Genomic DNA, 24,720 nt, shown 5'->3' on the forward strand with positions numbered 1-24,720 from the left:
TCATTCAAAAATACGTATTTTTGTAGCGACAAAAAATGATAGAATGTATAAAGTACGTGTAATTTTAGATACAAAAAAAGATGTAATAAGAACCTTGGTGGTTAATCAGGCAAAATCATTAGAAGATTTGCATGCTGATATTGCTAAATCATTTGGTTTTAATGGGCAAGAAATGGCATCTTTTTATCGAACAGATGAAGATTGGAATCAAGGAGAAGAAATTCCTTTATTTGATATGTCAGAAGATGGTGAAGCACCATCAATGGCAAGCTGTGTTATAAAAGAAACCTTACCAAATACGAACGATAAGTTAATATATGTGTATGATTTTTTACAAATGTGGACTTTTTATGTAGAAGTTGTAGAGCAATCAGCCGAAGAAGTTAGTGAAACTAAAATAATTTTAACCATTGGTGAAATTCCAGACAAGGCTCCTAAAAAAGAATTTACAGCCACCAAAGAAGATCAAGATGGTAATTTTGAAGATGATTTTGATGATCAATTGAATGATCAGTTTACAAGTTTTGAAAATATCGATGATTTCGATTTCGAAAACTACTAAAGCGATAAGAAAAGTGCGTGTTATTTTAAAATAATCCGCACTTTTTTTAGCATCAATATATTTTTAGGAATTACTTCAATGAAAAGAGTTGCATTAGAATATTAAATTTTATATATTAAAAGATGGCACAATTTATAAAACTGTATAACGAAAATCCAAATCCGAAAGAAATTGCTAAAATTGTAAAAGTATTACAAAATGGCGGTTTAATTATTTATCCAACAGATACCGTTTATGGGCTAGGTTGTGATATTACCAATACAAAAGCATTAGAAAAAATTGCCAAAATAAAGGGAGTGAAGCTCGAAAAATCTAATTTTTCGTTTATCTGTAATAATTTGAGTCATTTATCAGATTACGTAAAACAAATAGATTCTTCAACTTTTAAAATATTAAAAAGAGCCTTTCCTGGTGCTTATACTTTTATTTTACCGGGAAGTAATTCGTTGCCAAAGGCTTTTAAAAAACGTAAAACCGTAGGGATTCGTGTGCCAGATAATGCCATAGCACAAGCAATTGTGGCGGCTTTAGGAAACCCAATAGTTTCAACATCTATTCACGATGATGATCAGCTTATAGAATATACCACCGACCCTGAATTAATTTTTGAGAAATGGCAAAATATTGTTGATATTGTTATTGACGGCGGTTATGGCGATAATCAAGCATCAACAGTAATTGATTTAACTAGCGATTATCCTGAAGTAATTCGACAAGGTAAAGGAAGTTTAGATATTTTGTAAAAAATACGCCACGTAGAGACGCGAAGCTTCGCGTCTCTACGTGATATGCGCGTTATTTTAATTCATCAAACTTCGTTCGCCCCAAAGCATAACACTGCCAAACAATAGAAGTATGTTTGTTATAATTTGATTTTTGCTGTAATTTTTTTCTTTTACTAAGGAATTTAAAAAAGTTCGCATAAAAGCTAAAATGAGCTTTTAAAATAGCCATAGTATGTTTGGGTTTTAATTCTGCTAAAAATTTAATCCCTGCAATTCCATCTAAAATTAATCTAGAAAAAATCACAAAAAACACTAATTTATTCGGAACATTTTTAAGGATATTCAATAAGCTATTTCTGAAATTCAAATAGGTTTTCTGCGGATTTATTGCCTGTAAGGTTGCACCGCCAACATGATAAACTGTTGAATTCCCTACATATTTAATAGTAAAATTTTCATTTTTTGCTCGCCAACATAAATCGATTTCTTCTTGATGTGCAAAATAATCTTCATCAAAACCATTTAGTTGATGATACACTTTTGAGCGAATAAAAAAACAAGCTCCAGAAGCCCAAAAAATTTCGGTAGTATCGTTAAACTGCCCGTTGTCGGTTTCTAAATGATTAAAAATACGTCCACGGCAATACGGATACCCATATAAATCGATAAAACCCCCGCCAGCACCTGCGTATTCAAATTTAGTTTTATCTTTCGTTTTTTGTTTAAAATCTAAAATTTTAGGCTGAATAATTGCCGTATTTTCTTCTTTTTTAAAAGTATCTAAAATAGGTGTAAGCCAGTTTTTAGTAACCTCAATATCAGAATTTACTAAACAATAAATATCGGCATTAATATGTTGTAAAGCATCATTATATCCTTTTGCATAACCACCATTACTACTGTTTTCTACTATTTTAACGGTCGGAAAATTTTGTCTGATAAAAGAAATAGAAGCATCCGAAGAAGCATTATCGGCAACATAAATATCAGCCTGATTTACACTGAAATTTACGATACTTGGTAAAAATTGTTCTAATAATTGTTTACCATTCCAATTTAATATAACGACTGCTGTTTTCATAATTGCGAATTTATCAATTATTTATTATTTATAATCAGGAATATCTCTTAAAAAAATATAGGTTTCGTTTTCTTTATCGAGCTGACAGAAATAATGCTCTAATCCGTTGGTAACAATTAGATAATTGGCATTTAGTTTTAAATTATAACGTGCAATTTGGTCGAAAGTATCTTGGGCAATTTTAATTTTTGGCGCTTTACATTCTACAATAATATTCGGCGTTCCATCCGAAGAAAAAATAACAATATCGGTTCGTTTTTTTAAGTTGTTAATAATTAGCTGTTTTTCAATAGCAATTAAAGTTGCAGGGTATTTTTTCTCTTCGATTAAAAACTGTACAAAATGTTGCCGAACCCATTCTTCAGGAGTCAATACCAAGTATTTTTTTCTTAAATTATCAAAAATAAACGTCTTATTATCGTTACTTTTGAGCCTAAATTTGTAGGTAGGAAGATTCAATTTTTGCATGCTTCAAAAATAAGAAAATGAACGAAATTAAAACGATCGTATCCGATATAAAAAAGGGAAATATAAAACCTATTTATTTTTTAATGGGCGATGAACCTTATTATATTGATAAAATATCTGAATATATTGAAAAAAATGTACTTGACGAGTCTGAAAAAGGCTTTAATCAAGTGGTAATGTATGGAAGAGATGTAACGATTGATGAAATTATAGCCTCGGCAAAACGCTATCCGATGATGGCAGAAAAGCAGGTGATTATTGTAAAAGAAGCACAAGATTTAGTTCGTACAATAGATAAACTTGAAGCTTATGCCGAAAATCCGCAATTAAGTACGGTATTGGTTTTTAACTATAAATATAAGAAACTTCATAAAGGTAAAAAAATCTATAAAGCGATTGCCAAGAACGGTTTAATTTACGAGAGTAAAAAATTATATGAAAATCAGGTAGCCGATTGGATTCGTAAAGTTTTAGCAGGTAAAAAATATAGTATTGAGCCAAAAGCATCACAAATGTTGGTGGAATTTTTAGGAGCTGATTTGAGTAAAATATCCAACGAATTGGATAAATTAACGACTGTTTTGCCTAAAAAAACCATTATTACAGATAAACATATTGAAGATAACATTGGTGTTTCAAAAGATTTTAACAATTTTGAATTGCGAAAAGCAATCGGTCAAAAACAGGTTGTAAAGGCAAACAGAATTATCAATTATTTTACGCAAAACCCTAAAAATAATCCGCTGGTAATGACTATTTCATTATTGAATAGTTTTTTTACACAATTATTAATGTATCACGGTTTAAAAGATAAATCGAAAGGTAATGTGGCGAAGGTTTTGGGTGTAAATCCTTATTTTGTGGATGATTATAGTTCGGCTGGAAAAAAATATCCGATGCGAAAAGTATCGCAAGTAATCGGTTTTTTAAGAGAGGCAGATATTAAAAGTAAAGGAGTAGGAGCAAATCAATCATCCGAAGATATTTTAAAAGAATTATTGTTTAAAATATTGCATTAATTTCAAAAAGAAAATCTGTAATTAACAAAATTAGTATTTTCGCAATTCAAAATATATATACATGATTACTGTAGATCAATTAGCGGTTGAATTTAGTGGAAAAACCTTGTTTAAAGACGTATCGTTTGTCATAAATGAGAACGATAAAATAGCCTTAATGGGTAAAAATGGCGCAGGAAAATCGACCATGATGAAAATTATGGCAGGAGTTTCAAAAGCTACTAAAGGAGGTGTTAGAAGCCCAAAAGATACCGTAATTGCTTATTTGCCACAGCATTTATTAATGGAAGATAATTGTACGGTAAGAGAAGAAGCATCCAAAGCATTCGACGCTGTTTTTAAGATGAAATCCGAAATGGAACACTTAAATAAAGAGCTAGAAACTCGTACAGATTATGAGTCGGAAGCGTACATGAAAATTATTGAACGTGTCACCGATTTAGGAGAAACTTTTTATGCTTTAGAAGATATAAATTACGAAGCAGAAGTAGAAAAAGCTTTAAAAGGATTAGGTTTTAAACAAGAAGATTTTGACAGATTAACGTCAGAATTTAGTGGAGGTTGGCGTATGCGTATCGAATTGGCTAAAATTTTACTGCAAAAACCCGATTTAATTTTATTAGATGAGCCAACAAATCACGTAGATATAGAATCGGTAATTTGGTTAGAAAATTTCTTGCTAAACAAAGCCAAAGCAGTAGTGGTAATATCGCATGATAAAGCTTTTATCGATAACATAACCAATAGAACCATTGAGGTTACTATGGGAACAATTCACGATTATAAAGCAAAGTATTCTCATTATTTAGAATTACGAAAAGAACGCCGTTCGCATCAAATAAAAGCCTATCAAGAACAACAAAAAACGATTGATGATATTAAAGGATTTATCGAACGTTTTAAAGGAACATATTCGAAAACAAATCAAGTAGCATCACGTGTTCGAATGTTAGAAAAAATTGTGCCTATTGAAATTGATGAAGTTGATACAACATCATTAAAATTACGTTTTCCACCATCGCCACGTTCTGGAGATTATCCTGTAAAAGTAGAAAACTTAACCAAAAAATATGGCGATTTAACCGTATTTAAAGACGCAAGTTTTTCAATAGCTCGTGGAGAAAAAGTATCGTTTGTAGGGCGTAACGGAGAAGGGAAATCAACCATGATAAAAGCTATTATGGGCGAAATAGATTTTGAAGGCGAATGCGGTTTAGGTCACAATGCCAAGGTTGGATATTTTGCTCAAAATCAGGCTTCATTATTAGACCCTGAATTAACCGTTTTTCAAACCGTAGATGAGGTTGCAGAAGGAGATGTACGAACGCAAATAAAAAATATTTTAGGGCGTTTTATGTTTGCTGGTGATGATATTGAAAAGAAAGTAAAAGTGCTTTCGGGAGGAGAAAAAACACGTTTGGCAATGGTTAAATTACTTTTAGAACCTGTAAATGTGTTAATTTTAGATGAGCCTACAAATCATTTAGATTTACGCTCGAAAGACGTAATTAAAGAAGCGTTATTACATTTCGATGGAACGTTAATTTTGGTATCTCACGACCGTGATTTCTTACAAGGATTATCAGAAAAAGTATTCGAATTTAAAGAACAACGCGTTATTGAACATTTCGAAACTATTGATGTTTTCTTAGAACGAAATAATATAAAAGCATTAAAAGAAATCGATTTATAAAATTATTTTTAGAAGCAATTTCCCGCTTTCCGCACTCGCTTTTTTTGTTTGAAAAAAACAAAAAAGAGCTCAAACAAATGCGTCAATCGGGGCTAGAAATTTGTGCTAAGTTTTATATTTCGAGTTTAAATTTTATAGAAAGGAAACAGTCAATTGAATCCGTCAAACAGAATTTATTTGAGTTTCTCATCCTGATTTGCTACAATTTTGTCAATTCGAGTGATTTTAATGACTAAAAGAAATTAAAATTGTATCGAGAATTTGAATTGTTTTATTTTGATGTTAAAAAAGTTCTCGATACAATTTTTTGAAGGAAAAAAATCACTCGAACTGACAGTTTCTTTTATTTCTAAACAGGCTCTTAAACAAAAAACACCGTTAAATAATTTTAACGGTATTTTTTGTACATAAATAGGATTTAAAATAGTTATTCGGTAACTTTTAAACGCGCTTTTGCGGTAACTGAAATATCAGAAAAATCGTTATTTATATATTTTAAATATCCAGCAATGGCAATCATTGCAGCATTATCGGTTGTATATTCAAATTTTGGAATATAGGTTGTCCATCCCCAATGTTTTTCTGCTAAAGCTAAACGTTTTCTGATTTCTGAATTTGCAGAAACGCCACCGGCAATCGCAATATGTTTGATATCGGTTTGTTTCACGGTGTTTTTTAATTTATCCATCAGAATTTCAACAATAGTATATTGAATTGAAGCACAAATATCATGTAAGTTTTCTTTGATAAAATCAGGATTTTCTTTTACATTTTTCTGAATAAAACGTAAGATTCCTGTTTTTAATCCGCTAAAACTAAATTGTAAATCGCCCACTTTCGGTTTGGTAAACTGAAAAGCCTTCGGATTTCCTAATTGTGCATATTTATCAACTAAAGGACCTCCAGGATACGGTAATCCTAATATTTTGGCTGATTTATCAAAAGCTTCACCAACGGCATCATCAATAGTTTCGCCTAAAATTTCCATTTCAAAATGATTGGTAACTTTAACAATTTGCGTGTGTCCGCCACTAATGGTTAAACAAACAAACGGAAACGGTGGAATTTTAGCATTTTCATCTTCAATAAAATGTGCTAAAATATGCCCTTGCATATGGTTTACGGCAATTAGCGGAATATTTAATCCTAAGGCGAACGATTTTGCAAAAGAAGTACCGACCAATAAAGAACCCATTAATCCCGGGCCACGTGTAAAGGCGATCGCGCTCAAATCATTTTTGGTAATATTTGCCTGTGCAATAGCTTGCTGTACTACAGGAACGATGTTTTGCTGATGCGCTCTTGAAGCTAATTCAGGAACAACACCGCCATATTTAGCGTGTATTTCTTGGTTTGCAACCACGTTGCTGATTACTTTTCCGTTGTAAATTACCGAAGCGCTTGTGTCATCACAAGAGCTTTCTATACCTAAAATGTAGCTGTTTTCTGTACTCAATGTTTCATGTATTAAAATGCAAAAATATCGTTATTGTGTTACATTTTCGTTAAAATTAATATTTCTTTAAAATAAGGCAATATTTTTGCCATTAGCTGATTACATTTGTTTGTAACTTTATGAAGCTTTTCATTATTAAAAAGATAAAAAACATACTATATAGGGTATCAAAGTACGTGTTACTTGGGCTGTTATTGCTTGTTTTTTTGCTGTCATTACCTTTTGTGCAAAGTAAAATAGGCGCACAGGCCACCAATTGGTTAAATAAAGAATACAACACCGATATTCTTGTAAAAAAGATTGATTTTTCTTGGCTAGGAAGCGTTCAACTAAAAGGTATTGAAATTAGAGACCATCATAAAGATACCCTTATTTTTGTTGAAAATTTAAGCACTTCACTTTTAAATGCCAAACGAATATTAGACAATAAAGTTAATTTAGGCGATGCTTCTTTGCGTGGGGTTTATTTTAATATGAAAAAATACAAAGGTGAGCAAGATGATAATATTGCGATATTTATAGATCGTTTTGATAGCGATACGCCAAAAGATAGTCTGTCAAGTGTTTTTGTTTTAAAAAGTGATAAAATAGCGGTTGAAAATTTAACTTTTAAGTTTTTAGATGCTAATAAAAAAGATCCGTTGGAGTTTGCGGCGTATCATGCAAGCGGTAATTTATTAGATTTTTCTATAAAAGGACCCGATGTTTCTTTAAAAATGAGAGACATGTGTTTTTCTGAAAACAGGGGCATTAACATAACCAATATGTCTACGGATTTCACCTACACAAAATCATTTATGAATTTTGATAAAACAGTGTTGGAAACTGATAATAAATCAAAAATAAAAGGGGCTATTAAACTTAGCTATAACCGAAAAGATTTTGTTAATTTTAATGATAAAGTAAGGTTTAGGGCTAAAATATTAAAAAGTGCTATTTCAATTAAAGACATCAGTAAATTATACAATGAGTTAAGCGGTAATGATATGCTCTATTTTACAGGGAATATGAAGGGGGTTTTAAATAATTTTAGCCTAAACAATGTGCGTCTTCATTCTCGAAAAGGAATGAAGATTATAGGAAATATGGGCTTTGTAAATGCGATCAAAAAAGAAAGAGGTTTTATTTTTGATGCCGATTTTAAAAATGTTACTGCAAATTACGCGCAATTAAAAAGCGTGCTTCCAAACTTATTAGGTAAATCATTGCCTTCTGAATTTCAGCGATTAGGGAATTTTACACTGCAAGGATTGGTGAAAATTACACCTGAGCAAATGGAGGCGACTATTTCTGTAAAATCGGAAATAGGAACGACTATTTCTGATTTGCAGTTAACCAATATTGATGATATTGACAAGGCTAGTTATGTAGGAGAGTTGGCACTTATAGATTTTGATTTAGGCGTTTTTTCAAACAATCCGATACTTGGTAAAATATCATTAAAAGCCGATGTAGATGGTCGTGGTTTTAATTTAGAAAACATAAATACGGTTGCTATTGGTAAAATTAGCAGTTTAGAATTTAACAACTATAATTACAAAGACTTATATATTAACGGGCAGTTTCAAAATAAAAAATTTGATGGTGTTTTAAATGCAAAAGATGAAAATTTTAAGCTGAATTTTGAAGGTTTGGCCGATTTTTCATCAGTAATCAATAAATTTGATTTCATTGCCAATATTGATCAAATTGATTTGAAAAAAACAAGTCTTTTTACGCGTGATAGTATTGCTCAATTAAAAGGGGTTGTTAATTTGAATATTTCAGGGAATACTTTTGATGACATTATAGGTAAAGCAACTTTTAAAAATGTAGCGTACAAAAATCAAAAAAAAGAATACCTGTTTGAAAATTTTGAAATAAATTCATCGGTAAAAGATAGTATAAAAACCATTGAAGTAAATTCAAAAGAAATTGTTACAGGTGTTTTAAGAGGGAAGTTTTCTTTTGAAGAGTTAATTCCGATTACTCAAAATGCCTTAGGAAGTGTTTACACGAATTACCTGCCTAATAAAGTAGCGCCAAATCAGTTTTTAGAATTTGATTTTACTATTTATAATCAAATTATCGATGTGTTTTTACCAAACATCGCTATTGCTGAAAACACCAAGTTAAAAGGGCGAATTAATGCCGATAAAAATGCGTTGAAACTAAAGTTTTCATCACCAGAAATTGATGTTTACAAAAGTGCTATTCAAAATATTGTGTTAAGAATGGATACTAAAAATCCGCTGTATAACACGCATTTAACGGCTGGAAAAATAAATACGCCATATTATAATATTAAAAAATTAAACTTACTAAACAGAACTCAAAACGATACTTTATTTTTTAAATCGGTATTTAAAGGTGGGAAAAATTATTCAGAAGGCTTTAATCTTGATTTTTATTATACGATTAACGAATTGCAAAAATCAGTTGTTGGTATTCAAAAATCGACTTTTAATTACAAAGGATTTGATTGGATTATTAATAAAACATCAGATAAAAAACACAAAGTTGCTTTTGATTTAAAAAAGAAAACCTACGAAATAAGCCCATTTTTAGTAGAGTCTGACCAGCAAAAAATTGAATTTAAAGGAGTTGTTAAAGATAGTACGTATAAAAATTTGAATGCCCGTTTTACCAAAGTGAAATTAGGTGGTTTTTTACCGCTGATAGATAACTTGAGCTTAGCAGGAAATTTAAGTGGTGCTGTTGATTTACAACAAAAAGAAGGCAACATAGCGCCAAAGGGAAACCTATCAATAACAAATTTTAAAATAAATAACCTGGCTCAAGGAACTTTAGCAATGGAAGTTTTAGGAGATAATTCTTTTGACAAATATAAGGTAAACCTATCATTAATTAATGATTCGATAAAAAATATTTCAGCTATTGGAACTCTTGATTTTTCAAAAAACAAGCCAACTATTTCTTTAAAAACAGCTTTAGAAAACTATGAATTAACGGCATTCAGCCCTTTAGGAAAAGATGTTTTAAACAGGCTTAGAGGGAATGTTTCTGGAGGTTTTATGGCAACAGGTTTTTTAGATAATCCGAATTTTCAAGGTGTATTAAATGTTGAAAAAGCGGGGTTAACTTTTCCGTATTTAAATGTTGATTTTGATTTAAAAGGAAACACCAAGGTTCTTTTAGATAAACAACAATTTAAACTTAATAATGTTTTATTAACCGATACAAAACATAAAACACAAGGAACGTTATCGGGGTATATTGCGCATCAAAATTTTAAAGATTGGTATTTAAAATTAGATATTGATACTAAAAATTTATTAATTTTAGACACCAAAGAAACCGTAACATCATCTTATTACGGAACAGGTTTTTTAGATGGAAATGCTGAAATTAGAGGGCTTACTAATAATTTAGATATTGTTATCGAAGGAAAAACAAATAAAGGAACGCTGTTTGTAATTCCGTTAAGCGACGTAAAAACAATTGATAATTACAAATTAATCCGTTTTAAAACGGAAAAACCAACCGTTGAAAATGCGCATCAAACCATAAAAGATATAAAAGGGCTCGATTTAAAAATAAATTTAGAGGTAACTAAAGATGCTGTAGCTCAAGTGGTAATTGATAAGGTTTCGGGGAGTGATTTAAAAGGAAGTGGTATTGGTAATTTAAGAATAGATATCAATACGCTTGGTAAGTTTAAAATGTATGGCGATTTTGAAATTCATAAAGGAATGTATAATTTTAAGTACGCAGGAATATCAAAACCCTTTGCGGTTCAAAAAGGCGGGCGAATTTCGTGGAATGGAAACCCGTACGAGGCGGAATTAGACTTGGTTGCGGTTTATAAAACCAAAGCAAACCCTGCGCAATTATTAGATAATATTAATTCAAATCGTAAAATTCCGATTAATTTATACACCAAAATAACAGGCGGATTGTTTAGTTCAAAACAAGAATTTGATATTAAAATTCCTAATGCAAATTCAACAGTAGCGTCTGAATTAGAGTTTATTTTAAACGGAAATGATTTGAATACTAAAATGCAGCATTTTTCATTTTTATTAGCTTTTGGTACTTTTTATAATGAAGAAACAATAGGTAATAGTGCGGCAAGTGGTTTAACAGGTACCGCATCGGAAATAGCTTCAAGTATTTTAACAGATATGTTAAATAGTGAGGGTAGTAAATTTCAATTAGGGCTAGGTTATACACAGGGCGACAGCGGAAATGGGGAGGAAATTAATAATTTAAAATCAGACGATCAGGTAGATGTTTCTATTTCTACTCAATTAAGTGATCGGGTGCTTGTCAATGGTAAGGTAGGCGTTCCGGTGGGGGCAAATACCCAAACAAGTATTATAGGCGAGGTTAAAGTTGAGGTATTATTAAATAAAGAAGGTAGTTTAAGGGCAACTGTTTTTAACCGACAAAATGAAGTGCAATATTCAACTGAAGAAGAGGGTTATACTCAAGGTGTAGGACTTTCATATCAAGTGAATTTTAATAACTTATCAGAGCTTTCTCAAAAAATAGGCTTAAAAAAATCACCTAAAAAAGACACTATAAAACCTATGAAAAGTAGGTTGATTAAGTTTAAAAAACAGTAAAAAAGAAGCATAAAAATTAGATGAACAGAACCAAAAAAGATTATTTAGTAATCATGTTAAAAGGAATTGCAATGGGTGCAGCAGACGTTGTTCCAGGAGTTTCAGGAGGAACAATTGCATTTATTTCAGGGATTTATGAAGAATTGTTAAACGCTATAAGTGCTGTTAATTTAGACTTATTGAAAACCTTTAAAAAACAAGGGCTTAAAAGTGCTTGGAAGCAATTAAACGGGAATTTTTTAGCAGCTCTTTTTACAGGGATTTTTATCAGTATTATTTCTTTAGCCAAAGCAATTAAATGGCTGTTAACAAACCAACCAATTTTATTATGGGCGTTCTTTTTTGGGCTGGTATTGGCAAGTATTATTTACATTGCAAAACAAATAAAACACTGGAGTTTTAAAGGGATATCTATTGGTGTTTTAGGTGTTTTCTTCGGATATTTAATTACGGTTTTACCTGCTGTTAATGGGCAGGAAGTTAGTTATTTATTCTTAGTTTTTTCAGGGGCAATTGCTTCTTGTGCTATGATTTTACCAGGAATTTCAGGGTCTTATATTTTATTGTTAATTGGTGTTTATCCGCTAGTGATGAATGCTTTAACTAATAGAGAGTTAAAAACAATTTCGGCAATTGTAATAGGAGTTGTAATAGGGTTAACCACTTTTTCAAAACTATTAAAATGGTTGTTTTATAATTATAAAAATGAAATGTTAATTGCTTTAACAGGTCTTATGCTGGGGTCTTTAAATAAAGTTTGGCCTTGGAAAACAGTTTTAACAACCTACACAGATAGGCATGGCGCTGTAAAACCACTTTTAGAAAAAAGTGTATTGCCTTTTTCTTATGATGGAAACCCGGAATTAATGTATGCTTCAATATTAATTATTATAGGATTTTCATTAATTTTATTACTAGAAAAATTAGCCGTAAAAAAATAATAAAAATCGGTTAAAAAACAACTACTTTAGTCTTTTTAATTTTAAAAATGTATAAGCAACAACAGCGCACATTATTACAAAAAACACTGCTTTTTTTTAAAGGAATGACCATGGGTGGTGCTAATAAAGTCCCTGGTGTTTCTGGCGGAATGGTGGCTTTTGTAATGGAGTTTTATGAAGAACTTATTTTTTCTTTTCAGCGGATAAACGGCAAGGCTTTTAAATTACTTTTTAACGGACGTTTTAAAAGTTTTGCTAACTACACAAATTTGCAATTTTTAGCACTGGTAATGCTAGGGAGTATGTGCAGTTATTTTACCATTTCGTTAGTGTTAGATTATTTTTTAAAAAACAATGAAGGCTATGTTTGGTCGTGGTTTTTTGGGATGATTTTAGGCTCTATTTATTATCTTTCAAAAGATTTTAACGATTGGAAATTTAAAAATATTATCGCCTTAATAATTGGTGTTTCTATTGGTGTTTTTATCAGTTTTTTAACCCCTGCAAAAGAAAATGATAATCTTTGGTTTGTTTTTATTTGTGGAATTATAGGCGTTTCAGGCATGACACTTCCTGGGTTATCAGGTTCTTTTATTTTAATTTTATTAGGAAATTACGTATTGTTATTGGTCGACAGTGTTAATGTTTTTGCTGGTATTGTAACGAGCTTGTTGTCGGGTAATTTTGAAGTATTAAAAGATCCTATAAAAATAAGATATTTAAAAATTATAAGTGTTTTTACCATCGGTTCTGTTTTTGGTTTGGTGTCAATTTCACATGTTTTAGGTTATGTTTTAAAACGATGGCATCAATTAGTAACGGCTCTTATTATCGGTTTTATAACAGGTTCGTTAGGTATTGTTTGGCCTTGGAAAAAAACACTCTTTAAAGTAAATGAACAAGGGTTTTTATTGGATAAAAAAGGACATAAAATTGTGGAAAATTACCAGCGATTTATTCCTGATTTAGCACTACAAGAAACATGGGTTTCAATAGGTTTTATCCTTTTTGGTATCGCCTTAATTTTAATGATAGATTATTATGGAAGAAAAAGAAGTTAAAAAAATGTATGCTTTGGTAGGAAAAAATATTTCATATTCCTTTTCAAAAGGATATTTTACCAATAAATTTAAAGAGTTAGGGCTTGAAACAAGTGAATATGTAAATTTTGATATTCAGTCAATAGAAGAGTTATCAGCAAAAATAAAAGAAAATAAAACGACTTTAAAAGGAATGAATGTAACAATTCCTTATAAATTGGACGTTTTTAATTTTTTAGATGAAATAGATAAAAAAGCCCGAAAAATAGGTGCCGTAAACACTATTAAAATCTCTAAAAAAGGAAAATTAACAGGTTTTAATACTGATGTTTATGGTTTTAAAAAATCCTTGAAACCATTATTAAAAAATCATCATAAAAAAGCCTTGATTTTAGGAACAGGAGGCGCATCGAAAGCGGTGGCGTATGTGCTTAAAAAATTAGGCATTACATATTATTTCGTTTCTAGAAATCCGAAGGGTAAAAAAGAGGTTTCTTACCAGAGTTTATCTAAAGAAACTATAGAAACACATCATTTAATAATTAATTGTACACCTTTAGGAACACATCCAAATATTAAAGATTGCCCTGATATTCCGTATCAATTTATCGGTAAAAAACACCTGCTTTTTGACTTAATTTACAACCCCGAAATAACTACATTTTTAAATAAAGGACAAGAAAAAAATGCTGCCATAAAAAATGGTTTAGAAATGCTAGAACAACAGGCTGAAAAAGCTTGGAGAATATGGAATAATAGTTAACAATAAGTTATTGAAAATAAAATTTGGTATTCTATAAGAATCCGTATATTTATAAAATAAATAATCAAGGAACTTAAACATTGTAGATATGTTAGAAAATAACGAAAAAGAATTACAAGAATCAATTGCTGAACAAGTTACTCAGGTGCAAGTAGCAACAGAAAATGCAGTAAACGCAGTAGAGAGTGAGGTAGCTAATGAAGCTGAAAAAGTTGATGAAAAGCATGAAATACCAATGCTAGATTACGCTACAATGGAGTTAAGTACTTTGGTAGCGGAATTAAGTAAGTTGTTAGACGGCTATCAAATACAGCAATTAAAAACCAATATTGATGCGATTAAAAATGCTTTTAATGCTAAATTTGGTGATTTAGTTGCACAAAAAAAGGCAGTGTTTTTAGCGGAAGGTGGAAATACTATTGATTTTCAGTTTTCAAGCCCTATTAAAGCAGAATACAACAAATTATTAGGCGATTACAAAGCAAAAAGAGATGCTCATTATGCGAAGTTAGAAAATCAGCTAAAAGAAAATTTAGATAGTAGAAATGTTTTAATTGATGCGTTAAAAACATTGATTGAAAAAGCTGATGGAAAAACAATGTATAATGATTTCCAGGAAATTCAAAAGAAATGGCGAACTATTGGACCTGTACCAAAAACAAAATACAATGATACTTGGAAAATTTACCATCATCATGTAGAGCGTTTTTATGACTTATTAGACTTAAATAAAGATTTTAGAGAGCTAGATTTTAAACATAATTTAGAAGAAAAATTAAAAATAATTACCCATGCAGAGGCTTTAAATGAAGTTGCTGATGTAAACGTAGCCTTTAAAGATTTACAAGATTTACACCGTATTTGGAAAGAAGAAATAGGGCCTGTAGGTAAAGAACATAGAGAAGATGTTTGGGGTAAATTTAGCGAAGCTACTAAAAAAATACACGATAAGCGCCATCAATATTTTAGAGAATTAAAATCTAAATATCAAGAAATGATTGATGCAAAGTTAGTGGTTATTGAAGAAATAAATGCTTTTGATACTTCCGCTAATAACTCACACAACGATTGGCAAAAAAGTATTGTAGAACTTGAAAAACTACGTAAAAAATACTTTGACATCGGAAAATTACCTTATAATAAAAGTGAAGCTGTTTGGCAACAATTTAAAAATGCGACCAAAAAATTTAACAGCTCAAAAAATGTTTTTTATAAGGCAGAAAAAAGTACTCAAAACGACAATTTAAAAAGTAAAATTTCGTTAATAGAACTTGCCGAAAGTATAAAAGATAGCGATGATTGGGAAGAGGCAACCAATACGATGAAGCGTATTCAATCTGATTGGAAAAAAATTGGTCATGTGCCAAGAAAATTTTCTGACGATATTTGGAAGCGTTTTAAAGATGCTTGTAATTTCTATTTTGATAGATTACACGCTCAAAAGAATGAGCAAAATAAAGAGCAATTAGAACTTGTTGTTGCTAAAAAAGAGTTTATAGAGCAATTAAAAGCATCTGAAAACTTAACCTTAGAAAACATTCAGGAGCGTATTTCACAGTGGAGAGCTTTAGGTTTTTTACCAAGAAATGCACGTCATTTAGATGAAAAATTCAACAAAGCTGTTGATGCGCATTTAGGAAACTTAAATATGAGTAAAAGCGACATCGAGCTGATGAAGTTTAAAAATTCTATTGATACGTATTTATCTCAAAAAGACTTTAAAAAATTAGACAACGAACAATATTTTATCCGTAAAAAAATAGATGAAACTGTTCGTGAAATGCAACAATTAGAAAATAACTTAGGGTTCTTTTCTAATGCAAAACCTGACAATCCTTTGGTTTTAAATGTTCGTAAAGGAATCCAAGAATTTAAAGATCAATTAGATGTTTGGAAAGCAAAATTAAATTATATCAAAAAATTAGATTACTAGATTTAATTTTTAATTAAACATAAAAAAAACTCGAATCCTATACGATTCGAGTTTTTTGTTTTAAAAAATAATGCGTTAAAATTGCATGCCAATTTTAAGGTTTAAAACTCTTCCGGTCATGTAATTGGGGATGCCGTATTGCTGTTTACTATACGCATCACGTACCCAAGTATTGGTTATTGAATTGCGAATGTCAAATAAATTGAATAACTCTAAACCTGCTGTTAATTCTTTAAAGTTTGCTAAAAAACCAGTACTTTTTTTCTTTGAAATATCCGTAAAAATATAAGAAATACCAACATCGGCACGTTTGTAATCGTTTAATCTATGTTGGTATTTATAAACATCGGTATAAGCAGGCGAACCACCAGGTAATCCGGTGTTATACACAATATTTAAGTAGGCTTTTAAGCTCGGGATATTAGGTACGTAATCTTGAAATAATACGCCAAATTTTAAACGCTGATCGGTTGGTCGGGCAATATAGCCTTGGTTATTGGTGTCTTCTTGGGTTTTTAAATATCCGAAACTCACCCAGCTATCATTTCCTGGTACAAACTCGCCATTTAAACGAATATCCAATCCGTAGGCGTAGGCTTTTGTTGTGTTATCGGCACGGTATCGAATCCGAACATTATCGACTGAATAGGCATTTACATCGGTTAAATTTTTGTAATATAATTCGGTTGTTAATTTAAAAGGGCGTTTCCAAAGCTTAAAACTATAGTCGTTTGCTGCTACAAAATGAATCGCTTTTTGTGCTTTTACCTTCGGATTAATTTTTCCGTTGTAAGCACGTAATTCTTTGTAAGATGGCGGCTGAGAATACCATCCTCCTGAAACTCTAAAAAGCATGTCTTTGCCCCAATCGGGTTTAATGGCAAATTGTGCTCTTGGGCTAAATGTAACTTGATTTCTAGTATTTTTGATGGTGTTTTTAGCCGCATTTTTTACGCTCCAATTATGTGAACGAACGCCAATATTTAGCCAAACTTGATGATTTTTCCAAGTAGTTTTTCGGCTAAATTGTAAAAAACTACTAATGCGATTAATATCAATATTATTTTTTGATTTTACTTTGTTAAAAGGTTCAATAGCTGCCGTAAAAGGCTCATAGGGTTGGATATTAGTACTATGATGTGGCGGACGAATACTAAAACCTAACGAGTCAATAATTTCCCATTCATTCATACGGTCTTTTATATTTTCTGTTTGAAATTTCACGCCTGTTTTCCATTCATTTTTGCCATCTTTTAAAGTCGCTTTAAATTCAATAGTACGAATTAAAGCATCTAAATCATTTCGGGCATGGTTTATTTGCGAGCCAATCCCTTGTGCAAAGGTTACTTCTTCAAAATTTTGATTGTTTTCAGAGTTTTCAGAGGCTTTTGTAATTTCGCTTAGCTTGTAAGCCGCAGCAATATCGAAATATTCTTCTTCTTGGGTGTTGAAAGTTGAAATAGTTCCTGTTATTTTTAAGGCGTCATTCACTTGATAATCAGAAGAAAAAGCGCCAAAAAGGGTTTTAAATTCGTCTTTTTCCTGCCCTTGATAATAGACTATTAATTCCAACGGGTTGGCAAGTGTTCCAAAACGTGTTTTTCTGGTTAGCGGTTGGTATTTGTATTTATTTATCGAAAAATTACTTAAAAAATTTAAGGTTAGTTTTTTAGTTGCTTTGTACGATAAAAAACTTTGAACATCGGTAAATGTTGGGCTAAAATTTACAGCAACTTGTTTACTGTTTACAAACAAACTATTGTCGCGATACCGAACGCCAATAAGGGCGCTTAATTTATTGTTTAAAAAAGTATCTTCTATAGTAAAACTTGCTCCTAGTAAACTCAAGGCTATTTTTGCGCCAAATTTTGTAGGTTTTCGGTAGCTAATATCTAAAACAGAAGAAAGTTTATCGCCATATTTAGCTTGAAAACCACCTGCCGAAAAATTAATATTTTGCACCATTTGCGGATTGATAAAACTCAAACCTTCCTGTTGCCCCGAACGAATTAAAAACGGTCGATAGACTTCAATTCCGTTTACATAAACAAGATTTTCATCAAAATTTCCGCCTCTAACATTGTATTGTGTACTTAATTCGTTGTTATTGCTAACCCCTGGAAGTGTCATCAAAATATTTTCAACACCTGCATTTGCACCGAGTATATTTTTAACTTTTTTGGTAGAAATTGTGCTAATTCCTTTTGCTTGTTTTCGGTAGTTTTTAACAACAACTTCTTCTAATTCTTGGCTTTTAAAATAAAAAGTAGGAGCGTAGTTAAAAAGTTTTTTTCCTCGAGAGGTAAATTTTTTAGTAATGGTTTTATAAGTAACATGGCTAAAGGTAACACGCACTGTTTTGCGCATTGGAATGGTAATTTTATACTGTCCGTTAGCATCGGTTGTTGTTCCTTTTGATAAATAAGAAATAGCAATTCCTTGAATAGGAATGTTAAGTTTATTCGTTAAAGTCCCTTGTATAATGGCTGTTTTTTGTGCAAAAGCCTGGGTGAAAACCAAGGAACAAAATAAGATTAAGAAGCGTGTTTTTTTCAAGGTTTTTTATTTTTTATGAAGGTTACTTTTTATAGAAAACTGCCGAAAGTGTTTTTAAATTACCAACATTATCAGAAACAACAAGTTTAAAAATATGCTTGCTTCCAATTAGTTTTTTATCATTAAAATTATAGGTAAGCAATCCTTTTTTATGATTGTATTGCATTAAAATCCATTGGTCATCAATGGTTGCATTGAAATTTTTAATGCCCGACTGATTATCTTTAATTTTTACTTTTAGCGTCTTATTTTTCGACAACCATTGTTGGTTTTTAAAATTGTATAATTTAATAGTAGGTTTTATGCTATCAAAAAGTAATTTATAACTTCCTAAAACTTTGGTTGAGGTATATATTTTATTGGTTTTCTTTTTTGTGTTAGCGTATCTTGGGTACTTCATATTGCTAACATTGGCAATATAAACTTGTTTTTTTTGAGTATCAGTTAAAAGAGAGGTGTTAAAAGTTAAGGTGTATCTTTTATCTATCGGCACAGTTTTATTATGAACTTTTACAATATCATTATCAATAGAAAAATTAATAAAACAATCAGTATAAAAGGTGTTTTTAGGAAAGGCAATGCTTACATTTTTAAGGGTATATTTATGAAAATCACTTGCAATTATTTTATAAGCTGTACTGTCTTTTTCTTTAAAAACTAAATTACTTTTTACACCTTTAATAGGTATTTTAATGGTGGTGGTATTGTGTTTAATATCTTTAGCAATAATTTCTACATTATAACTAGCGCCATTTTTAATGGTAATTTTACCATTATTAACCAAATCTTCATATAAATTTAATCTATTGGCTTTTACTTTGTGTGTTTTCTGAACCCTATTTTTGTAGGTTTTATAGTGTTTGTAATCAATCAATAAATTAATGTATTTACTTTCAGCAAATGAAAAAGTTTCAAGATCATGATAATAAACCCTGCTACCGTTTACTTTCATTTCGAGGCTGTAAATTCCGTTTTTATTACTAGCGCCATTTAATCTATCAAAAACACTTACACCAAAACCAATAACGCCACTAGCGGTAATTCGCTGACTAATATAATTATTCGGTGCAGTTTTTTTAAATGATAATACCGATTTTAAGCTAGAATTATTAACCCTTGATTGCGTATTTAACGGATACGCCATTATTTTTTGAATCGTAGGAGCGGTATCATCTTTTGGGGTAATACCAAATAACAATGGATTTATAATATGTTCGGTTTTAGTATCTCTAATTTCATAATGTAAATGAGGACCTCCAGAGCCGCCAGTATCGCCAGTATAACCAATAATTTGTCCTTTTTTTATAGGAAACTGTTCGTGTGGAGTAAACAAGTTACCTGTTTGATAATTTTTCTTTTCATATTGAATGCTTTTAACGTATTTTTCAATAGTAGGTTCAAATTTTTGAAGATGTGCATATACGGTAGTATATCCGTTAGGATGTTCTAAATAAATAGCTTTTCCAAAACCATATTGCGATACTTTAATACGAGAAACATAGCCGTTTGCCGCTGCATAAATAGCAATACCTTGTTTTCCTTGTGTTTTTATATCGATGCCTGAATGAAAGTGATTGCTACGAAGTTCACCAAAAGTACCCGATAAAATAATAGGAATTTTTAAAGGCGCTGAAAAATAGTTTCTAGGGTATTGCTGTTGGGCGTTTCCTGAGTAAAAGAACAGTAAAAAAATAATAGAAAAATAAAATTTCAAAGCAGTGGGGTTTTAAACAAAAATACTAAAAATAAGCGAAACACTTAGAGTGTTAATAATCAGTATTTTATTAAAAAGTACTAAAAGAGTTGCTATTTAAAATCTATAATGATAACTTTGTCTGTATAGTTTTATTCTCAAAAAAATAAATGAGTACCCCTTTAGAAGCAATTTATTTACTGGAAGATAAGTTAAAAAACTTATTACATAAGTATGAGTTTTTAAAAGAAGAAAACCAAGTTTTACGTGAAAATCATGCGAAACTATATGGTTTATTAGAAGAGAAAACGCAAGAATTAAAAATAAAGCAAGAAGAATATCAATTGCTTAAAGTTGTTAAAACTATGCAAGGCAGTAGCGAAAATAGAAAAGAAACAAAGCAAAAAATAAATACTTTAGTTCGAGAAATTGATAAATGTATTAGTCTTTTAAATTCATAGAGGTTCTTTAACATGACAAAAATAAAAGTTAATGTAGTAATTGCAGGACGAACGTATCCTTTAAGTGTTGAAAACACTGATGAAGAACAAGGAATGCGTACTGCTGCAAAAAACATTAATGATTTACTTGTTAAGTTTGAACAAAATTATGCAGTAGCTGATAAGCAAGATGTATTGGCAATGTGCGCATTGCAATTTGCATCTAAATTAGAAATTGTATCTTTAACAAGTGATAAAGAAAATACTGAAGTAATAAATAAAATAAATGATTTAGCTAACTTGTTAGAAAAACATTTATAACGTTCTTTTAAAATACAGATATATTAATATTACTGCCTACATTAGTACATTGTTTATTAAACTCAACACTATTTATTTAGAAAGGATGAGTCTTGGTTTTTAAAGCATGCCGAATTTATTTTCGGATCCTTGACAAGCCAGTTAGTCCTAAACCTGTTTTTACGGAGTTTATAAAACCTTATTAATGTAGGTTTTTTTATACAATTAAATTAAAATTATGGATGGAAATTTATTTCCTGTATTAGCAGGAATTATAGGGGTAGCAATCGGTTTTATTATAGCTAAAATAGTAGAGAAATCTAAAGCAAATAAGCTAATTATAGAAACAAATAAAGAAGTAAAAAACATTGTTAAATCGGCTAAGATAGAAGCAGATTCAATAAAAAAAGATAAAATATTACAAGCTAAAGAGAAGTTTATTGAGCTAAAATCTGAGCATGAAAAAGTAATTTTATCAAGAGAAAAGAAAATCTCTGATGTAGAAAAAAGAACTAGAGATAAAGAAAGTCAAATTTCATCAGAATTAGATAAAAATAGAAAATTAAATAAAGCAGTAGAGAATAAAGCTACCGATTTTACTTCTAAAATTCAGGTTTTAGAAAAGAAAGAAGCTGATTTTGAACATAAAATAGAAATTTTAGAAAAGAAAGAAGCCGAGGTAGAAAAAGTACACAAACGTCATGTTGATATGCTAGAGCAAATTTCAGGCTTATCGGCAGAAGATGCTAAAACCGAGCTAGTATCATCATTAAAAGATGAAGCGAAATCAGAAGCGATGTCTTTTGTACAAACAACTATTGAAGAATCAAAAATGACTGCACAGCAAGAAGCTCGTAAAGTTGTTTTAAAAACCATTCAAAGAGTAGGAGTAGAGCAGGCTGTTGAAAATTGTGTGTCGGTATTTAATTTAGAGTCTGACGATGTTAAAGGACGTATTATTGGGCGTGAAGGTCGTAATATTCGTGCTTTAGAAGCTGCAACAGGTGTTGAAATTATTGTTGATGACACACCAGAGGCGATTATTTTATCGTGTTTTGATCCTATTCGTAGAGAAATTGCTCGTTTATCGATGCATAAATTAGTAACCGATGGGCGTATTCACCCAGCAAGAATTGAAGAGGTTGTTAAGAAAACAGAAAAGCAAATTAGTCAAGAAATTATAGAGGTTGGTAAACGTACCGTTATCGATTTAGGAATTCATGGATTACACCCTGAATTAATAAAAATTGTTGGGCGTATGAAATACCGTTCTTCTTATGGGCAAAATTTACTACAACATTCTCGTGAGGTTGCAAATCTTTGTGGTATTATGGCGGCTGAAATGGGCTTAAATGCAAAAGCTGCTAAACGTGCTGGTTTATTACATGATATTGGTAAAGTGCCAGAAACAGAAAGTGAATTACCACACGCTTTATTAGGGATGCAATGGGCTGAGAAATATGGCGAAAAACCAGATGTTTGTAATGCAATTGGAGCGCATCATGATGAAATAGAAATGAAAAGTTTGTTATCGCCAATTGTACAGGTTTGTGATGCTATTTCAGGAGCAAGACCAGGAGCGCGCCGTCAGGTTTTAGATTCTTATATTCAGCGTTTAAAAGATTTAGAAGATATTGCTTTTGGTTTTGTAGGTGTACAAAAAGCATACGCTATTCAAGCAGGACGTGAATTAAGAGTTATGGTTGAAAGTTCAAAAGTAAACGATACCAAAGCAGCCGAATTATCATTTAATATTTCACAAAAAATACAAAATGATATGACCTACCCAGGGCAGGTAAAAGTGACTGTAATTCGTGAAACTAGAGCTGTAAACGTAGCAAAATAAAACAAAATATTTGTATTGAAATTTACTGAAAAACCCGCATTTACGATGCGGGTTTTTTGTGTTTAAAAAGTAGTTTAATGTAAAAGCTTTGCTTTTATCTGCTATAAAATATTTTTTTAAATAAAAGAAAACATCTAAATTGATTATTCTAAAAATTTATCAGCATAAAAACTTTATAATTACTAAATTTGAAACATGAATTTTACCAAAACAACCGAACAAAACTCAAAGTATGATAATTTAGAAAAAATGAGTATTTCTGAAGTATTATCAAACATAAATAACGAAGATAAAACTGTGCCTTTGGCTGTTGAAAAAGCCTTGCCTCAAATTGAAAAATTAACCGAACAAATTGTGTTAAAATTACAACAAGGCGGGCGATTATTTTATATTGGCGCAGGCACAAGTGGGCGTTTAGGTATTTTAGATGCTAGCGAATGTCCGCCTACCTTTGGTGTTGGGCATAACCTAGTTGTGGGGCTTATTGCTGGTGGCGATATTGCTATTAGAAAAGCCGTAGAAAATGCCGAAGATGCGACCAAACAAGGTTGGGCAGATTTGCAAAACAAACAAATTACCGCCAACGATGTTGTTGTTGGTATTGCTGCTTCTGGGACTACACCTTATGTAATTTCGGCGCTTGAAAAATGCAACGAAAACCAAATAATTACGGGCTGTATTACCTGTAATAAAAACAGTCCTTTGGCGTTAACGGCGCAATTTCCTGTTGAGGTAGTTGTTGGAGCGGAGTTTTTAACGGGCAGTTCTCGAATGAAAGCAGGTACAGCACAAAAATTAGTACTAAATATGCTTTCTACGGCAAGCATGATTCAGTTAGGGAAGGTAAAAGGTAATAAAATGGTTGATATGCAGCTTTCTAATAAAAAATTAGTAGAAAGAGCTAAAAAAATGCTAATTGCTGAGTTACATATTAATAATAACCTTGCGGCAGTATTACTAGAAAAATATGGAAATGTTAGAAATGCTATTATAAATTTTAAAAAAACCACTGAAAATGACTAAAAAAATAACAAATGATGTGGTTGTAAAAAAGTTTTTAATTTTATTAGGCTTATTAATTGTGTCGCCAATTGTATTGAGTTTAGCCTTTAAAGCGCAGCGTATTTTTACCCAAAGCCCTAAAATATATATTGCCTATGCCTTATTGGTTATCGGTATTTTTTTACTGTTATTTACGGTATATTATGGTTTTAGAACTATAAAAACCTTTTTAGATGCACTTTTTAATTCAGGAGTTTAGTTGTTTTTACAATAAGCTTGTTTAAAAAGTAAGGCTGTCGGTTTGAATATTTTTTTTAGATAAAATTATTTGAAGCAATTTCCCGCTTTCCGCACTCGCTTTTTTTTGAAGAAAAATCAAAAAAAGAGCTCAAACAAAGCGTCAATCGGGGCTAGGCATTTAGTATATTAAACTTTATTTTTTAACTAAAATTGAATAATCCTGTTCAAATTCTCGATACTATTTTAATTCCTTTTAGTCATTAAAATCACTCGAATTGACAAGGGTTATCAAAATAACTGTCAGTTCGAGTGTTTTTTTCCTTCAAAAAAATGTATCGAGAACTTTTTTAGTATCAAAAGAAAACAATTCAAATTCTCGATACTATTTTAATTC

Annotated in this window: 19 protein-coding genes and 1 other RNA gene; 15 read left to right on the plus strand and 5 right to left on the minus strand. The window is 30.9% G+C overall.

Translation table 11 applies throughout. The features are described from left to right. The first annotated feature begins 43 nt into the window (after positions 1-43). Positions 44-562: an IS1096 element passenger TnpR family protein gene (locus tag AQ1689_RS11545; RefSeq protein WP_101956175.1), complete on the plus strand. Its 519-nt coding sequence runs from the start codon at positions 44-46 to the stop codon at positions 560-562. 122 nt (positions 563-684) lie between these two features. Beyond that, entirely contained in the window at positions 685-1,305 is a 621-nt protein-coding gene (locus AQ1689_RS11550) for an L-threonylcarbamoyladenylate synthase (protein ID WP_101956176.1), read from the plus strand. 52 nt (positions 1,306-1,357) lie between these two features. Here AQ1689_RS11550 and AQ1689_RS11555 read toward each other — a convergent pair whose 3' ends face one another. Further along, positions 1,358-2,368: a glycosyltransferase family 2 protein gene (locus AQ1689_RS11555; RefSeq protein ID WP_101956177.1), complete on the minus strand. Its 1,011-nt coding sequence runs from the start codon at positions 2,366-2,368 to the stop codon at positions 1,358-1,360. Between the two features lie 24 nt (positions 2,369-2,392). Continuing rightward, on the minus strand, positions 2,393-2,836 hold the full coding sequence (locus AQ1689_RS11560) for a type I restriction enzyme HsdR N-terminal domain-containing protein (protein ID WP_101914359.1): 444 nt from the start codon (positions 2,834-2,836) through the stop codon (positions 2,393-2,395). A 17-nt stretch (positions 2,837-2,853) separates the two neighbouring features. Here AQ1689_RS11560 and holA point away from each other — a divergent pair, with 17 nt between their 5' ends. Continuing rightward, positions 2,854-3,855, plus strand: coding sequence for a DNA polymerase III subunit delta (holA, locus tag AQ1689_RS11565; RefSeq protein ID WP_101956178.1), 1,002 nt, complete (start codon positions 2,854-2,856; stop codon positions 3,853-3,855). 61 nt (positions 3,856-3,916) lie between these two features. Then, positions 3,917-5,548, plus strand: a complete 1,632-nt coding sequence (locus AQ1689_RS11570; protein WP_101932129.1) for an ABC-F family ATP-binding cassette domain-containing protein — start codon at positions 3,917-3,919, stop codon at positions 5,546-5,548. Positions 5,549-5,975: 427 nt separating this feature from the next. On the opposite strand, the gene tsaD is transcribed toward AQ1689_RS11570, so the two are convergent. Further along, positions 5,976-7,004, minus strand: coding sequence for a tRNA (adenosine(37)-N6)-threonylcarbamoyltransferase complex transferase subunit TsaD (gene tsaD / locus AQ1689_RS11575; protein ID WP_101956179.1), 1,029 nt, complete (start codon positions 7,002-7,004; stop codon positions 5,976-5,978). A 224-nt stretch (positions 7,005-7,228) separates the two neighbouring features. On the opposite strand from tsaD, the gene AQ1689_RS11580 reads away from it, so the two are divergent. The 5 genes from AQ1689_RS11580 to AQ1689_RS11600 all read left to right on the plus strand — a co-directional run bounded on the left by AQ1689_RS11580 (position 7,229) and on the right by AQ1689_RS11600 (position 16,249). Further along, entirely contained in the window at positions 7,229-11,572 is a 4,344-nt protein-coding gene (locus AQ1689_RS11580) for a translocation/assembly module TamB domain-containing protein (RefSeq protein WP_232122567.1), read from the plus strand. Between the two features lie 20 nt (positions 11,573-11,592). Further along, the gene (locus AQ1689_RS11585; RefSeq protein ID WP_101956181.1) at positions 11,593-12,513 is read left to right on the plus strand and encodes a DUF368 domain-containing protein; all 921 of its coding nucleotides are present in this window, start codon (positions 11,593-11,595) and stop codon (positions 12,511-12,513) included. A 47-nt stretch (positions 12,514-12,560) separates the two neighbouring features. Beyond that, positions 12,561-13,574 carry a DUF368 domain-containing protein gene (locus AQ1689_RS11590; protein WP_101956182.1) on the plus strand — a complete coding sequence of 338 codons (1,014 nt, stop codon included), beginning with the start codon at positions 12,561-12,563 and terminating at the stop codon, positions 13,572-13,574. Further along, positions 13,555-14,316 carry a shikimate dehydrogenase family protein gene (locus AQ1689_RS11595; RefSeq protein WP_101956183.1) on the plus strand — a complete coding sequence of 254 codons (762 nt, stop codon included), beginning with the start codon at positions 13,555-13,557 and terminating at the stop codon, positions 14,314-14,316. The genes AQ1689_RS11590 and AQ1689_RS11595 overlap by 20 nt, the downstream gene beginning before the upstream one ends. An 88-nt stretch (positions 14,317-14,404) precedes the next feature. Then, on the plus strand, positions 14,405-16,249 hold the full coding sequence (locus AQ1689_RS11600) for a DUF349 domain-containing protein (RefSeq protein WP_101956184.1): 1,845 nt from the start codon (positions 14,405-14,407) through the stop codon (positions 16,247-16,249). A gap of 75 nt (positions 16,250-16,324) precedes the next feature. On the opposite strand, the gene AQ1689_RS11605 is transcribed toward AQ1689_RS11600, so the two are convergent. Continuing rightward, positions 16,325-18,805 (minus strand): TonB-dependent receptor, encoded by a 2,481-nt coding sequence (locus AQ1689_RS11605; protein WP_101956185.1) that lies wholly within the window; start codon positions 18,803-18,805, stop codon positions 16,325-16,327. A 22-nt stretch (positions 18,806-18,827) separates the two neighbouring features. Continuing rightward, the gene (locus tag AQ1689_RS11610) at positions 18,828-20,519 is read right to left on the minus strand and encodes a M23 family metallopeptidase (protein ID WP_180947588.1); all 1,692 of its coding nucleotides are present in this window, start codon (positions 20,517-20,519) and stop codon (positions 18,828-18,830) included. A 149-nt stretch (positions 20,520-20,668) separates the two neighbouring features. Here AQ1689_RS11610 and AQ1689_RS11615 point away from each other — a divergent pair, with 149 nt between their 5' ends. The 6 genes from AQ1689_RS11615 (at position 20,669) to AQ1689_RS11640 (ending at position 24,345) form a co-directional block, all read left to right on the plus strand. Beyond that, positions 20,669-20,959: a hypothetical protein gene (locus AQ1689_RS11615; RefSeq protein ID WP_101956186.1), complete on the plus strand. Its 291-nt coding sequence runs from the start codon at positions 20,669-20,671 to the stop codon at positions 20,957-20,959. 12 nt (positions 20,960-20,971) lie between these two features. After that, positions 20,972-21,259, plus strand: a complete 288-nt coding sequence (locus AQ1689_RS11620; protein WP_101914348.1) for a cell division protein ZapA — start codon at positions 20,972-20,974, stop codon at positions 21,257-21,259. A 60-nt stretch (positions 21,260-21,319) separates the two neighbouring features. Continuing rightward, positions 21,320-21,429: non-coding RNA, 6S RNA (ssrS, locus tag AQ1689_RS11625), on the plus strand. A gap of 47 nt (positions 21,430-21,476) precedes the next feature. Then, complete coding sequence (gene rny / locus AQ1689_RS11630) at positions 21,477-23,084, plus strand: ribonuclease Y (protein WP_101914347.1); 1,608 nt, start codon at positions 21,477-21,479, stop codon at positions 23,082-23,084. A gap of 195 nt (positions 23,085-23,279) precedes the next feature. After that, positions 23,280-24,107, plus strand: a complete 828-nt coding sequence (gene murQ, locus AQ1689_RS11635) for an N-acetylmuramic acid 6-phosphate etherase (RefSeq protein ID WP_101914346.1) — start codon at positions 23,280-23,282, stop codon at positions 24,105-24,107. Continuing rightward, complete coding sequence (locus tag AQ1689_RS11640; RefSeq protein ID WP_101914345.1) at positions 24,100-24,345, plus strand: DUF6095 family protein; 246 nt, start codon at positions 24,100-24,102, stop codon at positions 24,343-24,345. Before murQ ends, AQ1689_RS11640 begins: the two co-directional genes overlap by 8 nt. Positions 24,346-24,720 lie beyond the last annotated feature (375 nt).

This window comes from Tenacibaculum finnmarkense (assembly GCF_900239185.1).
In the GTDB taxonomy this organism is placed as follows: Bacteria; Bacteroidota; Bacteroidia; order Flavobacteriales; family Flavobacteriaceae; genus Polaribacter; species Polaribacter finnmarkensis.